The 15,851-nt window shown below is 45.5% G+C and carries 11 protein-coding genes; 8 read left to right on the forward strand and 3 right to left on the reverse strand.

Going from position 1 to position 15,851, the window contains the following annotated elements; translation table 11 throughout:
* The first annotated feature begins 214 nt into the window (after positions 1-214).
* Genes HUE98_RS03075 through HUE98_RS03085 form a run of 3 tightly spaced genes read left to right on the forward strand, consistent with a single transcriptional unit; the run spans position 215 to position 2,262 of the window.
* Positions 215-1,153 (forward strand): ketopantoate reductase family protein, encoded by a 939-nt coding sequence (locus HUE98_RS03075; RefSeq protein ID WP_241422422.1) that lies wholly within the window; start codon positions 215-217, stop codon positions 1,151-1,153.
* Between the two features lie 29 nt (positions 1,154-1,182).
* Complete coding sequence (locus tag HUE98_RS03080; protein WP_241422423.1) at positions 1,183-1,431, forward strand: hypothetical protein; 249 nt, start codon at positions 1,183-1,185, stop codon at positions 1,429-1,431.
* Positions 1,432-1,437: 6 nt separating this feature from the next.
* Positions 1,438-2,262, forward strand: a complete 825-nt coding sequence (locus HUE98_RS03085) for a CPBP family intramembrane glutamic endopeptidase (RefSeq protein ID WP_241422424.1) — start codon at positions 1,438-1,440, stop codon at positions 2,260-2,262.
* Between the two features lie 360 nt (positions 2,263-2,622).
* Here HUE98_RS03085 and HUE98_RS03090 read toward each other — a convergent pair whose 3' ends face one another.
* A complete protein-coding gene (locus HUE98_RS03090) occupies positions 2,623-3,420 on the reverse strand; it encodes a mechanosensitive ion channel family protein (protein WP_407080294.1) in 798 nt (265 codons plus the stop codon).
* Between the two features lie 391 nt (positions 3,421-3,811).
* On the opposite strand from HUE98_RS03090, the gene HUE98_RS03095 reads away from it, so the two are divergent.
* From HUE98_RS03095 to HUE98_RS03110, 4 genes are read left to right on the forward strand one after another with little or no spacing between them, the layout of a single operon-like run.
* Positions 3,812-5,290 carry a TIGR02677 family protein gene (locus HUE98_RS03095; protein WP_241422426.1) on the forward strand — a complete coding sequence of 493 codons (1,479 nt, stop codon included), beginning with the start codon at positions 3,812-3,814 and terminating at the stop codon, positions 5,288-5,290.
* 11 nt (positions 5,291-5,301) lie between these two features.
* Positions 5,302-6,507 (forward strand): TIGR02678 family protein, encoded by a 1,206-nt coding sequence (locus HUE98_RS03100; protein ID WP_241422427.1) that lies wholly within the window; start codon positions 5,302-5,304, stop codon positions 6,505-6,507.
* Positions 6,497-10,705: a TIGR02680 family protein gene (locus HUE98_RS03105; protein WP_241422428.1), complete on the forward strand. Its 4,209-nt coding sequence runs from the start codon at positions 6,497-6,499 to the stop codon at positions 10,703-10,705. Before HUE98_RS03100 ends, HUE98_RS03105 begins: the two co-directional genes overlap by 11 nt.
* A complete protein-coding gene (locus HUE98_RS03110) occupies positions 10,702-12,207 on the forward strand; it encodes a TIGR02679 domain-containing protein (protein ID WP_241422429.1) in 1,506 nt (501 codons plus the stop codon). The genes HUE98_RS03105 and HUE98_RS03110 overlap by 4 nt, the downstream gene beginning before the upstream one ends.
* Before the next feature lie 115 nt (positions 12,208-12,322).
* On the opposite strand, the gene HUE98_RS03115 is transcribed toward HUE98_RS03110, so the two are convergent.
* Positions 12,323-12,697, reverse strand: a complete 375-nt coding sequence (locus HUE98_RS03115; RefSeq protein ID WP_241422430.1) for an IS110 family transposase — start codon at positions 12,695-12,697, stop codon at positions 12,323-12,325.
* Between the two features lie 154 nt (positions 12,698-12,851).
* A complete protein-coding gene (locus tag HUE98_RS03120) occupies positions 12,852-13,244 on the reverse strand; it encodes an IS110 family transposase (RefSeq protein ID WP_241422431.1) in 393 nt (130 codons plus the stop codon).
* An 830-nt stretch (positions 13,245-14,074) separates the two neighbouring features.
* Here HUE98_RS03120 and HUE98_RS03125 point away from each other — a divergent pair.
* Positions 14,075-14,947, forward strand: coding sequence for a hypothetical protein (locus HUE98_RS03125; RefSeq protein WP_241422432.1), 873 nt, complete (start codon positions 14,075-14,077; stop codon positions 14,945-14,947).
* Positions 14,948-15,851 lie beyond the last annotated feature (904 nt).

Genomic DNA, 15,851 nt, shown 5'->3' on the forward strand with positions numbered 1-15,851 from the left:
CCTGCAATTAAATATTATTTCGACATTTAGACTTATTATCCCTTTTTCACCTGATATCTTGATACCCAACCTTTGGCAGGTTTGAAGCCATGGGTTGGGGTTTTAGCTGCATTTGCAAAACCTCCTGGTTGGCAGGTCTAAAATAAAGGGGACTGAGTTAATATAAAGTCATAACAAAGAAGGAGCTGAACAGATAATGAAAAAGATGAAAATTTTGTTTTTCGGTGCGGGTGTTCTGGGCAGTCTGTATGCTGCCAGGTTGCATGAGGCGGGAACGGAAGTGACATTGGTAGCCCGTGGTTCCAGGTATGAGGACCTGAAAAAGCACGGTATTGTACTGGAACAGTTTAATACGGGAGAGCGAACCACTACAAATGTGCGCCTGGTTGACAGTATTCCGGAGAACGAGTACTTTGATGTGTGTGTGGTGTTAATACAAAAAAATCAGCTTCACGATGCACTTCCGGCATTAGCGACAAACCCTCATATACCGGCATTTCTTTTTATGCACAATGACTCGGAAGGCCCGCAACCCATGATTGACGCTTTGGGACGTGAGAGGGTTCTGCTGGGGCATGTTAACGCCGGTGGCGAGCGTGACGGTTACGTTGTCCGTTACATGGTGGCAGAAAAGATGACCATGGGCGAACTTAACGGGGAAAAGAGCCAGCGTCTGCAGCAAATAGCAGGTGCCTTTAAAGCGGCGGGCTTTCCGGTAGTGTTCAGCAGAAATATGGATTCATGGAAGCGTTATCACGTGGCAATCGGATTGGCGCTTACAGGCTCCATTTATATGGCCGGTTTATGCAATTATCGTCTGGCGCGGAACCGAGCAGCTATCAGAAAATGTTGGCAGGGTATGCGCGAAGCATTCCAGGTTCTGCGAACCCTTGGTTTTCCCATGGAACCGCCGAAGCTGCGCTGGGGCATGCATATTCCCGAATTTATCATGGTTCCCCTGCTGCAGCGTGTACTGGGTTCGGAACTTTTCGATATCGGCGGTGTGCGTCACGCCAGGAATGCCCGTGACGAGATGCTGCAGCTGAGGGAAGAATTCAGACAACTTAAAGAAAAAGCCGGAATTAAGACCCCTGTGTTGGATGAAGTTGAAAAGTATTTTGATCCTTCTGTCCCACCAGCTTTTACAGATTAATATTAAAAATAAGGGAGGAAGGGCGAAAAATGGATAATAAGAAAGGTAACTACAAGGTTGCATCACAAGAATATGTCTGGCGGGTGCGGGTACGTTCCCTGGCTCACCTTGATTCCTGGATAAAGGATTACTTTGCCGAATTTGCCATCAGTCATGAACAAGACGGCACAACTTATTTAAACGGAGAATTATCGGACATGTCTGCCGTATACGGTTTAATCTTACTGTTGAGAGATGCAGGGGTGGAGCTTTTGTCCCTGCAAGTAGAACGGGTTTAGTTTATTATGAAAAATCTGAAAAAAAGAACCTTGAGCGGGTGTGATAGGGAAGTTCAGGAAAAATATAAATCAGGGAAGGGTGGGAGAAATATGAAGGGGAATTTCTTAAGGCCACTTTGGGAAAAAGTATTCAAATCAGAAATCCGTTTTATTGTTGTGATGTTTGTATTGCTGGGGATAATACGCATAATTGGCCTTGTTAGGGAAGAAATCAATGTAGTGGTTTTGGGCTTTCTCATTATGTGGGTTTTACCTGTAGTTTTTTTCCATAAGAATGGGAGAGGAAAAATTGGGATAAAAAAAGCTGATAATCGGGTTTGGTTATTACTTTCTTTTTTTATAGGGGTTTTAGGTGCTGGAGTTATTTATTGGCTTGGTCATCTGCTCTATGGAACCGGTACTGAGAATTGGGGAATGACCGTTGTAAGAGAATATAGTGCCCAAGGAGAAGCGCTTACTCCTGGAGTGTTTGTGGTCATCACTTTTTTATCTATGCTTTTTAGCCCCATAGGGGAAGAGCTGTTTTTCAGGGGTATGATTCATGAAGTCTTGGCTAAGAGATTATCTAGCTACAAATGGGCTGGATTTTTAAGCAGCATTTCTTTTGCGGCTATACACATCCCGCACTACGATTTAATTTTTGCCGGCAGGGGTTTCACAAATACCTTTGTGCCGATGTCCTTGTGGTTCCTCTTCATGTTTTTGGTATCTTACCTATTCATTTATGCCAGGAGTAAAAGCGGCTCCATATTTGGAGCAATTCTTTGTCATTCAGGCTATATCCTGGGGATGAACTCTTATATTTACTTCGCATTGCTGTCTAGAATGTGAACAAGGCGTTTCTTTTCCAAGCCTGATTGCCCTACCGGATAAATATCATTATTGATGAGCAGAGAGCCAAGAGAGCCAAGGGGACGTTTTGTTTGGCTTTCCCATATTTTAAGGCTATTAAATTGAGGTGGTAAAAATGTCAAGGGCTGCCAGGGAAAAAAGCAAAACGGGGATATTTCAGAGCCGAGAGGCTCTTATTTCTTTAAATATTTCTTAAACGGGTTAATCCACCAGGGGAATTTCAAAGGCCTGGAACTCTGAGCTAAAACCGGCACTGCTGAAGTGGGTGGGGGGGGAACAGCCTCATGCATAGTTTGCCGGGTTTTTGGAAAGAGAGGAGTTCCCTCAACTTTTTTCGTTCTACTGGTTAATCATATGTACGTCCATTTGAGGATAGGGGATATTGATACCTTCTCTGTCAAATTCTAGCTTGGCCTTTTCTAAAACTTCAAAGTAAATGGTCCAGTAATCTTCCTTATTGCACCATACCCTGAAATAGATAACAATGGCACTGTCACCATGCTCCCCCAGGACAATTTGAGGTGGGGGGTCATCGAAAACCATGGGATGTTCTTCAGCTATTTTTTGGAGTATGCTCCTTACTTTAGAAATATCATTCTGATAGCCGACACCAAAGGTAAAGTCAACCCTTCGAGTGGGGTTTATACTGTAATTAGTGGTGCCGTTGTTGGACAGATTGGAGTTAGGGATAATAATCCTTTTATTATCTGGAGTATCCAGGATTGTGTAGAAAATTTGAATTTCCTTTACAGTGCCGCTATATCCTACAGCTTCAATGTAATCCCCAACTTTAAAAGGTTTTAGCAGAAGAATTAAAACTCCTCCGGCGAAATTTGCCAGGTTTCCCTGAAGGGCCAGGCCTACGGCAAAGGAGGCAGCCCCAAGGACTGCTATAAAGGAGGTCATTTCTGCCCCCAGCATGGAAGCGACGGAAATTACCAGCAATATTTGAAGGACTGTTTTTGACACGGACACCAAAAAGGGCTGCAGGGAGGGATCAATATTTGCTTTTTCAAGTTTACCAGTAGTCAAATGAGCCAAAAAATTAATAACCCGTAAACCGACGATTAAAAAAACTATTGACAGCAGAATTTTCCCCCCATATGAAATAATCAGTGGTAAAAAGAGGTTAAAAATTCCATATTTTCTCTCCTTTCATAATTTATTTGTAAAACTTATCAACATATTAATAACCGTCATGGGTTGGATTATCCCTTAATTTTTCTATAACAGCTTGGAATAGCTTGGAATATGACAAAGTCATTTTTCAGGTCGAACCATGAGCTTACTCAGTACCTATCCAATGGAACTTTTCAGCAGGTTATTGCAGCTTTGAAATCCTAAAAAATTTATAAAATGTCTGGCTTACCAGCTTTTGGATATCACCCCTCAGGAAAATTCATGGTATCACCGGGATAGGGGGGCTGTATACGGTCAAGTTTAAAAGAGGATGAGTAAAGGGCAGGGTTACTCAATTGTAGCAGTCTCTAATTTATGCTACAATTATTAACATGGAGGGGTAAAGCTGATGGATGCAAAGCTTTTTCAACCTATCGTGGAAGTAAATTATTTAACTGCTGGGAATGTCTGGAGATACAGGGCCATTCTACGGTATTTTTATATACAGCATGAAAGGCTCAGGCATTACCTTTTTCCGGAGGAAATACTGGACTATCTAAAGCAGAGTCTTTTTTTCCAGGACTATTCCCAGGAACAGCTGCAGCAGGATTTAAACCAGCTGGTTGAATGGAAAAATCTTATCCCCCGCCAGGACATGGGGAAAGTAAGCACTATCGAGGAATTCAAACGGAAAAAATTTCGTTACCAGTGTACCCCTTATACTGTTGAAATTGAAAGAATGGTCCAGGCTCTGGAGCAGAAGGGGGATTCCTTTGGAGGCTCTCTGGAAAAAACCCTCTTTGATCGTCTCCTGGATGGATTGATTAAAATTTCTTCTTCTCAAGCGGTTCAAGCTTTACCCCCGGAAGAGTTAAATGGGATATGGGAAGATATCTACGATAACTTCCGAAAACTAACGGAGAATGCCACTGATTATCTGGCCCACCTGGAAAGTGAAAAGGTGGAAGAAATGATGATGACAGAGGCATTTTTAGTCTACAAAGATGCCATTACCGGGTACCTGCGCAGCTTTATGTCTGTTCTGCAGCGTATTTCCCTTCGCATAGAATCCCTTCTCCGGGAGATGCCCGCTGAGCTGATCCGGCATATTACTGAAAAACTGGCAGAGTATTACCTGAGCATTCCCCGGTTAGAGGAAACTCCCTCAAAAGAGGAGGTAGCCGGAAAATATTTCATTAGGTGGCAGAGCATGTGCACCTGGTTTTTGGGGAGTGACGGCCGGGAAAGCGACCTGGTCTACCTTCAGAGTTCCACCAACGAAACCATCCGGCGCATTACCCGTTTTGCTCAGCGGATCGGGGAAAAGCACCATAATTTTAAGAGCCGCCGAAAGGATTATCTCCACCTGGCCAACTGCTTCGTAAATTGTCAGGATCTGCAGGAAGCCCATGAGCTGTCCGCATGTGTTTTTGGAGTATCTCATACCCGCCACATTTATTCCCGCCCCAAAGAAACGGAGGATATCTATGTACAGATATGGGACCAGCCAGCTACTGTCATTACGGTTAACCCCAGGGTTCGCAATTACCGGGAAAAGACCAGGCCCCGCCCCATTATCAGCCATCGGCAGGAAAAGGAAAGGCTGCTGGCACAGTACCTGCAGGAAAAAGAAGCGGAACAAAAACTGATTGAACAGATGATAAAAAAAGACAGAATTATTTTGAGTGAACTCTCCTTCAGCGACCCCTACATACGAAAAACTATTCTTAACTGGATTGGCCGGTGTATGGGCAGCCGCCAGTTAGTGGCTAAGACGGAGACGGGGCGAAAATTCAGGCTGAGTAAAATAGATGATAGGCGGATTACTCTCCCTTGGGAGGACGGCAGCCTGCAGCTTCCTAATTACATGATTCAATTTCTGGAGTAGGTGATTAAGGAATGGAATTGGAAAGAAAAAAACAGATATTTGATGATACTGCCAGGCAGGCGGCGGAACACCTGCTGGAAGAATTCTGGATTATCCGGGAAGATGATCCTGAGATATATCAGCTGATACGGGAAAGGGAGAATACCCTTCGAACTTACTTCCTGGAAAAACTGGGTTATCACCTCATTGTGCACCGCGCTTTTGCTAAACTGGAGAAGGTTCCCGCCTGCCCGGAATCCTGGATGGGAATACAGTCCTTTAAACATACCCGGGATTACGGGCTGTTCTGCTGCCTGCTGGCCTACCTGGAGAGCAAAAATATAGACGAGCAGTTTTTACTTTCGGACCTCTGCGAAGAGCTGCAGAGCTTATACCCCGGAGAAGAAGGCCTGGACTGGACTCAATATGAGCATCGAAAATCAATGGTCCGGGTGCTGCAGGCGGCATCAGAACTCCGGGTGGTAAAGCTGGTAGACGGTGACATTTCCGGCTTCAGCTACCTGGAAACGCACGAAGCCCTTTTTGAGGTACCCCTGGTGTCCCGTTATTATATGCGTTCCTATCCGAAAGATTTATCCCTGTTTGATTCCAGAGAACAAATCCTGGAGGCGGAGTGGCAGGGGGCAGAAGAGAGCACAGGAGTAAAACGAAGACACCGGGTTTACCGGCAGCTCATGCTTTCCCCGGCTATGTATGCCGGAAGAAGCGGTGATCCCGATTTTCTTTACCTGCGGAACTTTCGAAACCGCATCAGCGAGGATATTGAGAGACATACCAGTTTTCAGTTTGAACTGTATCAAAACGAGGCCATGCTTACCCTGCCGGAGAGGAAGGCCCTCTTTACAGTTTTTCCTGATAACAGGGCCATTGCCGACATCACCATGCAGTTTGCTTCTTTCGCCCGCAGGCAGAAGGAAGAGGAGGATATCCCCCTGCAGCATGACGGTTCCCTCTGCCTCACACCAACAGATTTCGAAAAATGGGTGGCGCAATGTAAAGACCTGTATGGAGTGGGATGGAGCAAGCAGTACCGTGAAGCTTCTCTTTCGGAAACGGCCCGGGATTTACTTACTTTCATAATTGATTGGAAGATGGCCCGGCTGGATAAAGAAACAGGGGTGGTCTACCTGCTTCCCTTATTGGCCCGAACCATATGCAGGTATCCCGAAGATTTTCTAAAGCCTTCTAAAGAAGGGGTGAATATCGATGAACAGTAGTAAGTGGCAGCTGAACCGGGCCGGACTTTTAAATTTTTGGTATTATGATGAGGAAGAATTCTATTTTGCCGATGGAAAGCTCCTTCTGCGGGGCAACAACGGTTCGGGGAAATCCGTGACCATGCAGAGCTTTATACCGGTCTTGTTGGACGGACGCAAAAGTCCCGACCGCCTGGACCCCTTTGGTTCCAGGTCGCGAAAAATGGAGGACTACCTGCTGGGAGAGCAGGATGTTGTGGATCGGGATGAACGAACCGGTTATCTTTACCTGGAATACAAGCGCCAGGGGCTTGAACAGTACCTGACTACCGGCATAGGCCTCAGGGCCAGGCGGCAGGGGGCCATGAACTTTTGGGGATTTATCCTGTGGGACAACCGCCGCATTGGGAAAGACCTTCAGCTGTACAAAACTGAGTACAGCAGTCAGGTGGGCCAGGAGCAGAAAATACCCCTGACCCGGCAGGAACTGGAAAACCGCCTGGAGCAGGGGGGAAGAGTAGTCCGCACCCAGGGGGAATACATGGACCTGGTAAACAAGCACCTCTTTGGCTTTGAATCCAAAGAGGCTTATGAAGAACTTATAAAGCTTTTAATTCAGCTGAGAAGCCCTAAACTTTCCAAAGATTTTAGACCCACGGTGATCTACGAAATATTAAACGAATCCCTGCCCTCCCTTTCTGATGAAGAGCTGAGGCCCCTTTCCGATACCATCGAGAATATGGACCAGACAAAGCAGCAGCTGGATCAGCTTCTAAAGGAACAGCGTTCGTTAAAGAAGCTGTGTGACCAGTACGACCAGTACAACCGGTTTATCCTGGCTCAAAAAGCTGAGGGGGTAATGAAATCCCACAGCAGCCTTCAGAAACTGAGAAAACAAGAGACGGAATTAACGGATAGCCTGCATTCATACCGGGATGAGCTGATTCAGCTGGAAAAAGATATGACGGACCTGCGGCAGGAAAAGGAAGTTTTAGCAGAGGAAGAAAAGGCCCTGAAAAAGCACGATGTATTTGATGTGGAAAGGGAAAAAATAGATATTGAAAAGGAAACTGCCAGGCTGGAGGGCCAGGAACGGCAGAAAAATAGTATGCTGAGCCAAAAACTTTCCAGGGAGCTGGCATTGATAGGCAGCATTTCTAAGGAAGAAAATAAAACCAGTGAAAAAGAGAAAGAAATCTCCAGGCTTCTGGGAGACTTAACAAATCAAGCGGAAGAATCAAAGTTCAGCGGTCATGCACTGTTTCTTCAGGAATTTGAAAAATCCTATAGAGATGAATATCACTTTGATTTGTGGAATAAACAGGGCAGTGAGCATGATCAGATACTGAATGATATTTTAAAAGTGCTGCAGGAAAAAGCCCGTACCATGGACAAATACCAGGAAGCTGAAAGGGAACTGGGGGAAGCCCGTAAAGAGCTGGATATCCGCCGGAATGAAAAAGTAAAATGGCAGGATTATTTCCAAGAGGTAAAAGGTGAGCTGCTGACCCAAATCCACCGGTGGTCGAAAGATAATCAGGAGCTTTTGCTTTCTCCGGAGGAAATACAGCTTATGGCCGGTTACTGTGGTGAGCTCTATGAGGGCTGCACCTTTGAGCAGGTAAAAGAACCAATGGTCAAGGCCTATAATCATTTTGCTCAGAAAATTGTAAAAGAGCAGCTGATAGTAGAGCAAAAAATTCAAGAGAAAGAACAGGAAATTAAGGAAAAGGAAGAGGAACTGCAGGATTGGAAGCGTATGAAAGACCCGGAGCCCCCCAGGCATCCTGATACCCTGGAGGCCCGCCGCCGGCTGGAGGAAGCGGAGGTCCCTTATCTGCCCTTTTTTGCTGCGGTAGAGTTTAAGCCTGAGGTTACCCCGGAGGAAAGGGAGCGGATTGAATCTGCGGTTACCCGCATGGGGCTTTTAGATGCCTTGATTGTACCGGAAAAGCATTTGGACCGGGTATTTCAGCATGATCGCGTGATTAAACCAAACCCTCAGATTCTGGCGTACACTTTGTGTGAATACCTTTACCCCACTCCGGTAGAAGGAGTAGAGGTCACGGCTTCTGAAATTAATAGTGTATTGAGCAGTGTGCTGGTCAGGGATGCCCGGGAAGGCCTGGCCGAGCTGAAAGAGGACGGAACTTACCGGCTGACCCTGATTCAGGGACATGCTCCCCGGGAAGAGCGTTCTAAATATATTGGGAAGGAAGCCCGCCGTAAATACCGGCAGCAGGTAATAGAGAGCCTGATCCGGGAACTGGAGAGCCTGAAAGAGCAGCGGGAGAACTTAATGGAGAAGAAGAATTTCTGCCTGGGAAGGAAACAAAAGCTGGAGGAAGAGTACAAAGGGTTCCCTTCCGACCGGGATGCCGGGGAGGCATACAGAAACCTGTCAGAACTGAGGCAGAAGGTGAAAGTTCAGTTGAACGAGGTGGAGCAAAAAAATGAGAAGGTAAAAAATGTGCTGGAGACACTCCAGCAGGTAAAGGAAAGGCTGCGTCTGCTGGTGGAGGGAATGGAGCTGCGGCCTGACTTAGAAACCTATGAAGCAGCCTGCCGGCATATGAGGTCCTACCTGGAATCTCTGCACAAACTGGAGCTGGCTTATAAAGATTTTACCGGCAGTACAAGAATGCTCCGGCAGTATACAGAAAATCTAAAAACCCTGCAGGAGGACATAGTTGATTTAAATAAAGAGGCCAATGAGCTGGCAGATCAGCTGGCAGTAAACCGCCGCCGCCTGGAGAAGGTGGAGCAGCGCTTACAGGAGATGGGAGCCGAAGAGATCAGGAAGAGAATAAACCGGGTGGAAAAACGCCTGGGCGTGATTCCCGATGAAATGGTGCAGGTTCAAAAGGCATCCAGCAATAAGGAAAGTCTAATAAAAAATACGGAAGCTTCAGTAAGCCATACTGTAAAGAGCATCAGGTCAGCCCAAAAGATTTTGAACCTCTGGGAAAAAATTTTCCAGGAGGAATACCGATTGGGGCTGGTGATAGAGGCAGATTCTTTATCCGGGGATTTGGCACAAGATGCATTAAAAATGGCCAGGAAGAGTTGGAAGGAGCATGGTCCCCTGACGGCAGCCCTGGACCGGGAAAAGGTAAAGGAACGCCTGGACCGCACGTATTACCAGGAGCACGGAGTTTTAATGGAATACCGGCTTACCCAGAAATCCATATTTGAAGTAAAAGTTTCCCTCCAGGATATTGAAATGGAAGAAGCGGACGAAGCCTTAACAGCTCAGCTGACTCAGCTGGAACAGACCTCCCGCCGAATCCAGATGCTGCTGGAGTACAGCGGAAAACGGGTGTCTCCATACTTTGTCCTGGAAAAGATGAATAAAGATATTGAACTTCAAAAAAAGATTTTGAGTGAGAAAGACCGGGAACTCTATGAAGAAATCATTATGAACAGCGTGGGAAGAATTATTCGCAGCCGCATCAGCCGGGCCGAACGCTGGGTGAAAAAGATTGATGAGCTGATGGCCAAGAGGAATACCTCCAGCGGGTTAACCTTTTCTTTGCGCTGGAAGCCCCGCACCGCTGATTATGAAGAGGAAATGGATACGCAGGATATGGTGGAACTGCTGCGCATGGATCCCCGGCTGTTGAAAGAGCAGGACATGCAGCGGGTTACCCGGCATTTTCGCTCAAAAATAGAACGGGCCAAGGAAGTGCTGGAGGAAAAGGGCTACGGTGAAACACTGCACCAGGCTATTAAAGAAATGCTGGACTACCGGAAGTGGTTTTCCTTTATTCTGTATTATCGCAAGGAAAGAGAACAGAAAAAAGAACTGACTAACAATGTATTTTATACCTTCAGCGGTGGGGAGAAGGCCATGGCCATGTATATTCCTCTTTTTTCCGCAGCGTATTCCCGCTACCTGGAGGCCCGAAAGGATGCCCCTTATATCATTTCCTTGGACGAAGCCTTCGCCGGAGTGGATGAAAACAATATCCGGGATATGTTTGACCTGATAGAAAAACTGGGGTTCAACTATATCATCAATTCCCAGTCCCTCTGGGGAGATTACGATACGGTCTCTGCCCTATCCATCTGTGAATTGGTAAGGCCGTTAAATGTTCCTTATGTCAGCGTGGTGCGCTACCACTGGAATGGTAAAGTAAGGAAACTGCTGCAATTTTCTGAAGAAGATGCCGGTGATTTTACTGGATATTCCGGGGTGACTGCGGAGGCAGGGAGATGAAGAAAAAGGATATAAATCATAAGGAACAGGTAAAAAAGTCCGGAAATGCTGCGCTCCTGAAGGAAGCCGTAGAGTTTTTTCAGAAAGAACCCGGGTTTAAAAGACTTTTTCATCTATTTAATAAGAATTATTACCGGTTGGGCCGTATGGGCGGGACTGTAAAACTTCTAAATTTAAAGCCGGAGGAAAAGGATGCTCTATCGGGAATTATGGGTCGAGATTACAGCCGGCAGGACTCCGCTTCCATTTCTCTGGCCGCATTTAAAAAGGCTCTGAAGAAAACCAGATTTGCCGGGGTTGAATTGAAAGAGCTTTTAGAAGGTTATCACGGAAAGTCCATAACGACCAGGACTGAAGAGAAAAATCGAATTCTTTTAGAAAAAAGTGCTTTCTTCCAGAGCTTTTACCGGGAATTCAGTAGTGAGAACTGCCGTCTGTGGTTGGAACATATCCAGCAGAAAGGGGCCGGAACCAGGGGAATTCATTCAGCTTATGAACAGGCTCCAAAACTTTTGCAGAAACAATTGACAAATGTGTTGAAAGCCGTGGAAGAGCTGGCCTCCTTTTACCAGTTGGGAGATAGCCAGCGGTGTGAAGAAAATACAAAGTATGAACGGTTACCGGTATTCGCCAGCAGAATTACCGGAGATCCCCATGGCTTTGATTTAAATACTGAGCAGGGCAGGTTTTTAATTTCCGCCCTGCAATTTATATGTAGCCGTGAAAGTGAGCCTAAGCAAAAGAGAAGAAGCCTCTCTGCCGAAGAAGTAACGGAACTTCTAGGCCGTTTTGGCTTGATTCGGGATGATCTTTTAAATTTTGTAACCTGTACCGGTCTATTAGCCTTCAGGGGAGAAGAAAAGGAACCTGTTTCCATGTGGCAGAACGCCTGGAAAGATGGAATGGTCTTAAATGTTCCCCTGCGGGAGATTACCCGTATTAACAGACTTGAGCCGGCTGTCTGCAGCAGTTTAGAGGAATCCCGGCTTATTTGCGAGAAAAACTTTACCTGTAATTCGGGGGATGCCTTTTCTATAAAAGACAATGAACTCAAAGTTAAAATAAATAAAAAAGTTGTTTTTGTGGTAGAAAATTCCGGTGTATTTTCCGGACTGCTGGACAAATTCCCGGGAGCCCTCCCTCCGCCCGTGGTATGCAGCCACGGCCAGTTTAAGCTGGCGGCCTTTTTACTCTTTGACAGGCTGGTAAAGGGCGGAAATGTAATTTATTACTCCGGTGATTTTGACCCGGAGGGCCTGCAGATAGCTCAGCGGCTTTTACAGCGTTATCCCCGGTTGGCCAGACTCTGGCGCTTTACAACTGCAGACTATGAAAGCTGTATTTCCCAGGTAGCGCTGTCTGAGGCTCGCCTCCATAAATTGAAGGGCATAACCCTTCCGGCACTTCTCCCCCTAAAAGAAAAAATGCAGGACGTGAAAAAAGCAGGGTACCAGGAACAAATAGTGCCTTTGTTAATTGAAGATATAAAATCTTTTATGTAGTTATTTTTTCTTTCTCTGCTTCATTGAAGTTAACAGGGAAGCAGAGTGCGGGTTTCATTATTCATATGCAGAGATGGATATCATAATATATTTTTGCAAACTTTTTAAAATCTCTTCAAAATCCATAAAGGAATATACCAGATAATTGATCGTAAGAAAACATAGGAAGAGGATGAATGATGTTGTTAGAATTTATCTGGTATAGCACATTTCTCAAATTTTTTCGGCCACGTTTTGAAATATAGGTCCCACTTATATTCTTGCCTGAACTGTCTTCTACTAGGTTGTAGCCAGCCATTTTATTGATCTGGCAGGGATGTGCAAACCTCAAAGGGTCTCCAATCTCGCCTAGGAAACTAGCTGCTGTAACGATACCGATGCCTGGGATGCCAAGTATTATTTCTTTCATCCTAGTCTTATCTAATGCCAGTTCAATAGCACTTTCTATTTGCTCCAGTTGCCTCATTAAAAGCTCTAATTCTTCAATCATTAGCTCCAGTTTTAACTTTGCTGCCCCGAGTCCATAATTGACGCCTATAGAGGTCTGGGCTACTTCTACAAGTTGTTGTGCCTTTTTATGCCAACAGTCTTTTTAACAGCCTTCCTAATCTCTACAAGTACCCCATCTACATCCAGCTCAAGAATCAGGGAGGGGAATGGCAGCTTTTTAGGATTTGCATTGATGCTTTCCCTTTGAGTGGTTTTTTGAACACACTCACGATTTCAGGGAAATATTCATCCAGCACGGCTGTTATGGTATTCTTAAGGGCACTATGTCGCTTCATAAGGCTTATTCTGGCGTTGGATAACCCCCTTAATTCTGCAAATATATCATGGGGCATGTATACCTCATAATATCTGCCATCACGTATTAAACGTGCAATGGTTAGAGCATCTTTTTTATCGCTTTTTGTGGGACTGTTGTCATCGAGCTCTTTAGCTCTTTTCGTATGGTACGGATTTACCATCACCACTCTTATTTGGCGAAAAATTAAGTAGTTTGCAAGTGTCTTCCAGTAATGGCCTGTTGGCTCCATGCCACAATAACTCTATCCAATTTTTTAAACTTGCAAATCGCTTCTATGCTTGCTACAATACTTTCAAAGCCTTCTTTGTTGTTTTTAAATTTCAGGGCTTTACCTAGTTCCAAGCCGCGGTAATCCGTAAACCTTGCCCATTGTAGTGTCTTTGCAATATCGAACACCAACAATCAATGTGTTTACTGTTATTGCTTCCAGCTTATGAGAGTTGTTCATTCTTATAACCTCCGGTTTTATGATTTTTGTGCGTGTGAGCAGCACACATTAATTATAGCTGGAGGTTATTTGTTTTTCAAAGTTCATTTTCACGCATTACAGGAATGCTTGGTTCTCATTTTAAAAATATGGGGCAAGCCAAACAAAACGTCCCCTTGGCTCTTGGCTCTTCTTGGCTCTTGGCTTTTGACCCCAGAGGATTTTCCTGTTAAGAGCGCCGAAGAAATTGCGGAAACCATAGTCGCCCGGGCAAATCTGTAATTCCTGCAGAAACCGGTATCCGTAATTGATGTTGGACCGCAGAGGAACGGCATATTCGGAGCACTTAAAAGAGAAGGGAGGGAATTCAATTGTCACAAAAAATATTGAGCTGTGCTATCCTAAAGCATGAAATGGAGGGTATAATAAAAGAAAAAGGCATTGAAGTGGATTCCTGGATGCCGGGCTGCACGTAGAACCGGATAAGCTGGCGGAGGCTATGACCACCGCCCTGAACAACCTGGGAGAAACGGAACTAAAATCCTGGTAAACCTGTTTAACGAAGACAGATGGTCAGTGCTGTTCTCTCGAGCCAGGAGGATGACTATTCAAACACGACTGGAGGTTTTCACATGTATTTACCTTTTACATTAAACATAAGTCCCATGGAACGATTGTTCCTCATCAATTTTGAGAAGGATCCGGATGAAATCTACATTGGCTTTGAGCCGCAGTGGTTTGATGATGCTTCCTACGGTACAGGCTTAAGAATTATTGCCTGGCGCAAGGACGGCTATATCGATGTATACCAGCAACCTGGCCTGACTAAAGAGGATAAAATAGACGTAGCAGCAAAGGGGTTGGCTGATACCATTGTAAACCTCATGACCAATGCCCGGTTTAGCGTGACCACAAGCGGCGTTGATGTGGCCTTCGCCTTTGATGATAAAGCTGGCCGCAAGGTGGAAGTTGAAATTGTGGAAAAAAGCCAGAAGCCAACCAAACCCTTTTCGCTACTGGCGCCTGTGGGAAGCTCTTCGGCTAATCCCTCGTCTTTTCCGGTCTATTTGATGTTTAAGTTTGATTTTGTCCGCCGGGCCAATACTGACGTAACCATCAGCATTAACGGCCGCACTCATAAAGCAGATACCTTCCCATTCCCACTTAATGGTTCTCGCGTGTACTTCATGCGCTACAGTGCCGATACATTTCTGGTGGACTGGTGTCCGGCACAGTCACAGGCGCTTAAGCCACTTAGAGGGGAAGGAAACAAGCTTTACGGGCCGAATGACACCCTTTATGAGCTTTTAGAGCAAAAGAACTGTCCCGCTTTTGCCCGTATTAGTTCAAGCCGCAAAAGCCATAGCTTTGCAGCCGAGTTTCACCCACCCTTCCCGGAAATCACCCACATCGCGGATAATACTTCCCTTAGCGGCGAATTCGTTCTTGGCGCGGATGAGTCTGCAGGGGTGGTGAGAGGTGCTTATGAGGTTAGCCGGTGGTGAAGAGGTGGAAGTAACCCTTAACCCCAGCGGCGGGTGGGAGCCACGCCCCAGAACTCTTTTCCTTAAGTTTCTGTTTAACGCCATCAAGATCTTCCGCCAATGGCCAAAAACCTACCTGTGGAAGGCTAAGATCAAGCTTAGTGAAGGCGCTCCCCCCTTTATGGAGTCCAGGTGGACGAGGATCTAACCCCAGACGTTAAGACATTAGAAGTGTGGCAACGAAGGTAGAACCTTCTCTTCAGGAATACATGCCGGGACATTTTTTTTGCGTGTCCTTTTTTCAACAGCCAATGATTTTTATTCCTGGTTCTGTGATTTCTCAACCATAGCGTATTCATCTAATTAGATATTTTTTTAAATTAATAACTAAGAAAGGACAACCTAATCTAGATGTTAGAATTCTTGTTAATAAACAAGGGCTTTCAAAAAATTCCAGTGCAAGCCCCGGGTATTTTGTTGGCTTTTTTACATTAATATCGTTTTGTTCGACTCTCAGGGTCCCAAACAGTATTATTTATGGTAGAGGACTGACCCTATATAGCATATTCTGGAAATTGCCGAAGGTAAGGGCCTGAATCTCCGGGCAATATGGCATTAGACGGAATTCATGGATCAATCAAGCGGTGTTTTAAGGCGAATAAAACCGCCTGGGTGCGGTCGCTGGTACCACAACATCCGGGGGGTTTTCCAGGCAAAATTCAACTGCTTCTTCGCCGTTGGCAGCCGTGCCGGTAATCAAGAAATCACTTTCCAGCTCCAAAATAGTGCGCAGTCCTTCCCTCATCAACGTCTGGTCATCTGTGACCGGAGTAATCCTTGATTCTTTATCTCTTTTTTAGAGGGTATAAGACCCTTACCTCTAAGCGTTAGCGTAGGTGAGGGGTTTAATCAGGTGGAGTAGAGT

It is taken from the genome of Candidatus Contubernalis alkalaceticus (assembly GCF_022558445.1).
Classification (GTDB): Bacteria; Bacillota; Dethiobacteria; order SKNC01; family SKNC01; genus Contubernalis; species Contubernalis alkaliaceticus.

What these genes read in the sequence shown, in the direction of transcription:
- HUE98_RS03100 (WP_241422427.1), top strand. Translation starts at nt 5,302, where the DNA reads ATGGAATTGGAAAGAAAAAAACAGATATTTGATGATACTGCCAGGCAG.
- HUE98_RS03125 (WP_241422432.1), top strand. Translation starts at nt 14,075, where the DNA reads ATGTATTTACCTTTTACATTAAACATAAGTCCCATGGAACGATTGTTC.
- HUE98_RS03085 (WP_241422424.1), top strand. Translation starts at nt 1,438, where the DNA reads ATGAAAAATCTGAAAAAAAGAACCTTGAGCGGGTGTGATAGGGAAGTT.
- HUE98_RS03095 (WP_241422426.1), top strand. Translation starts at nt 3,812, where the DNA reads ATGGATGCAAAGCTTTTTCAACCTATCGTGGAAGTAAATTATTTAACT.
- HUE98_RS03115 (WP_241422430.1), bottom strand. Translation starts at nt 12,697, where the DNA reads ATGATTGAAGAATTAGAGCTTTTAATGAGGCAACTGGAGCAAATAGAA.
- HUE98_RS03080 (WP_241422423.1), top strand. Translation starts at nt 1,183, where the DNA reads ATGGATAATAAGAAAGGTAACTACAAGGTTGCATCACAAGAATATGTC.
- HUE98_RS03105 (WP_241422428.1), top strand. Translation starts at nt 6,497, where the DNA reads ATGAACAGTAGTAAGTGGCAGCTGAACCGGGCCGGACTTTTAAATTTT.
- HUE98_RS03120 (WP_241422431.1), bottom strand. Translation starts at nt 13,244, where the DNA reads ATGGAGCCAACAGGCCATTACTGGAAGACACTTGCAAACTACTTAATT.
- HUE98_RS03110 (WP_241422429.1), top strand. Translation starts at nt 10,702, where the DNA reads ATGAAGAAAAAGGATATAAATCATAAGGAACAGGTAAAAAAGTCCGGA.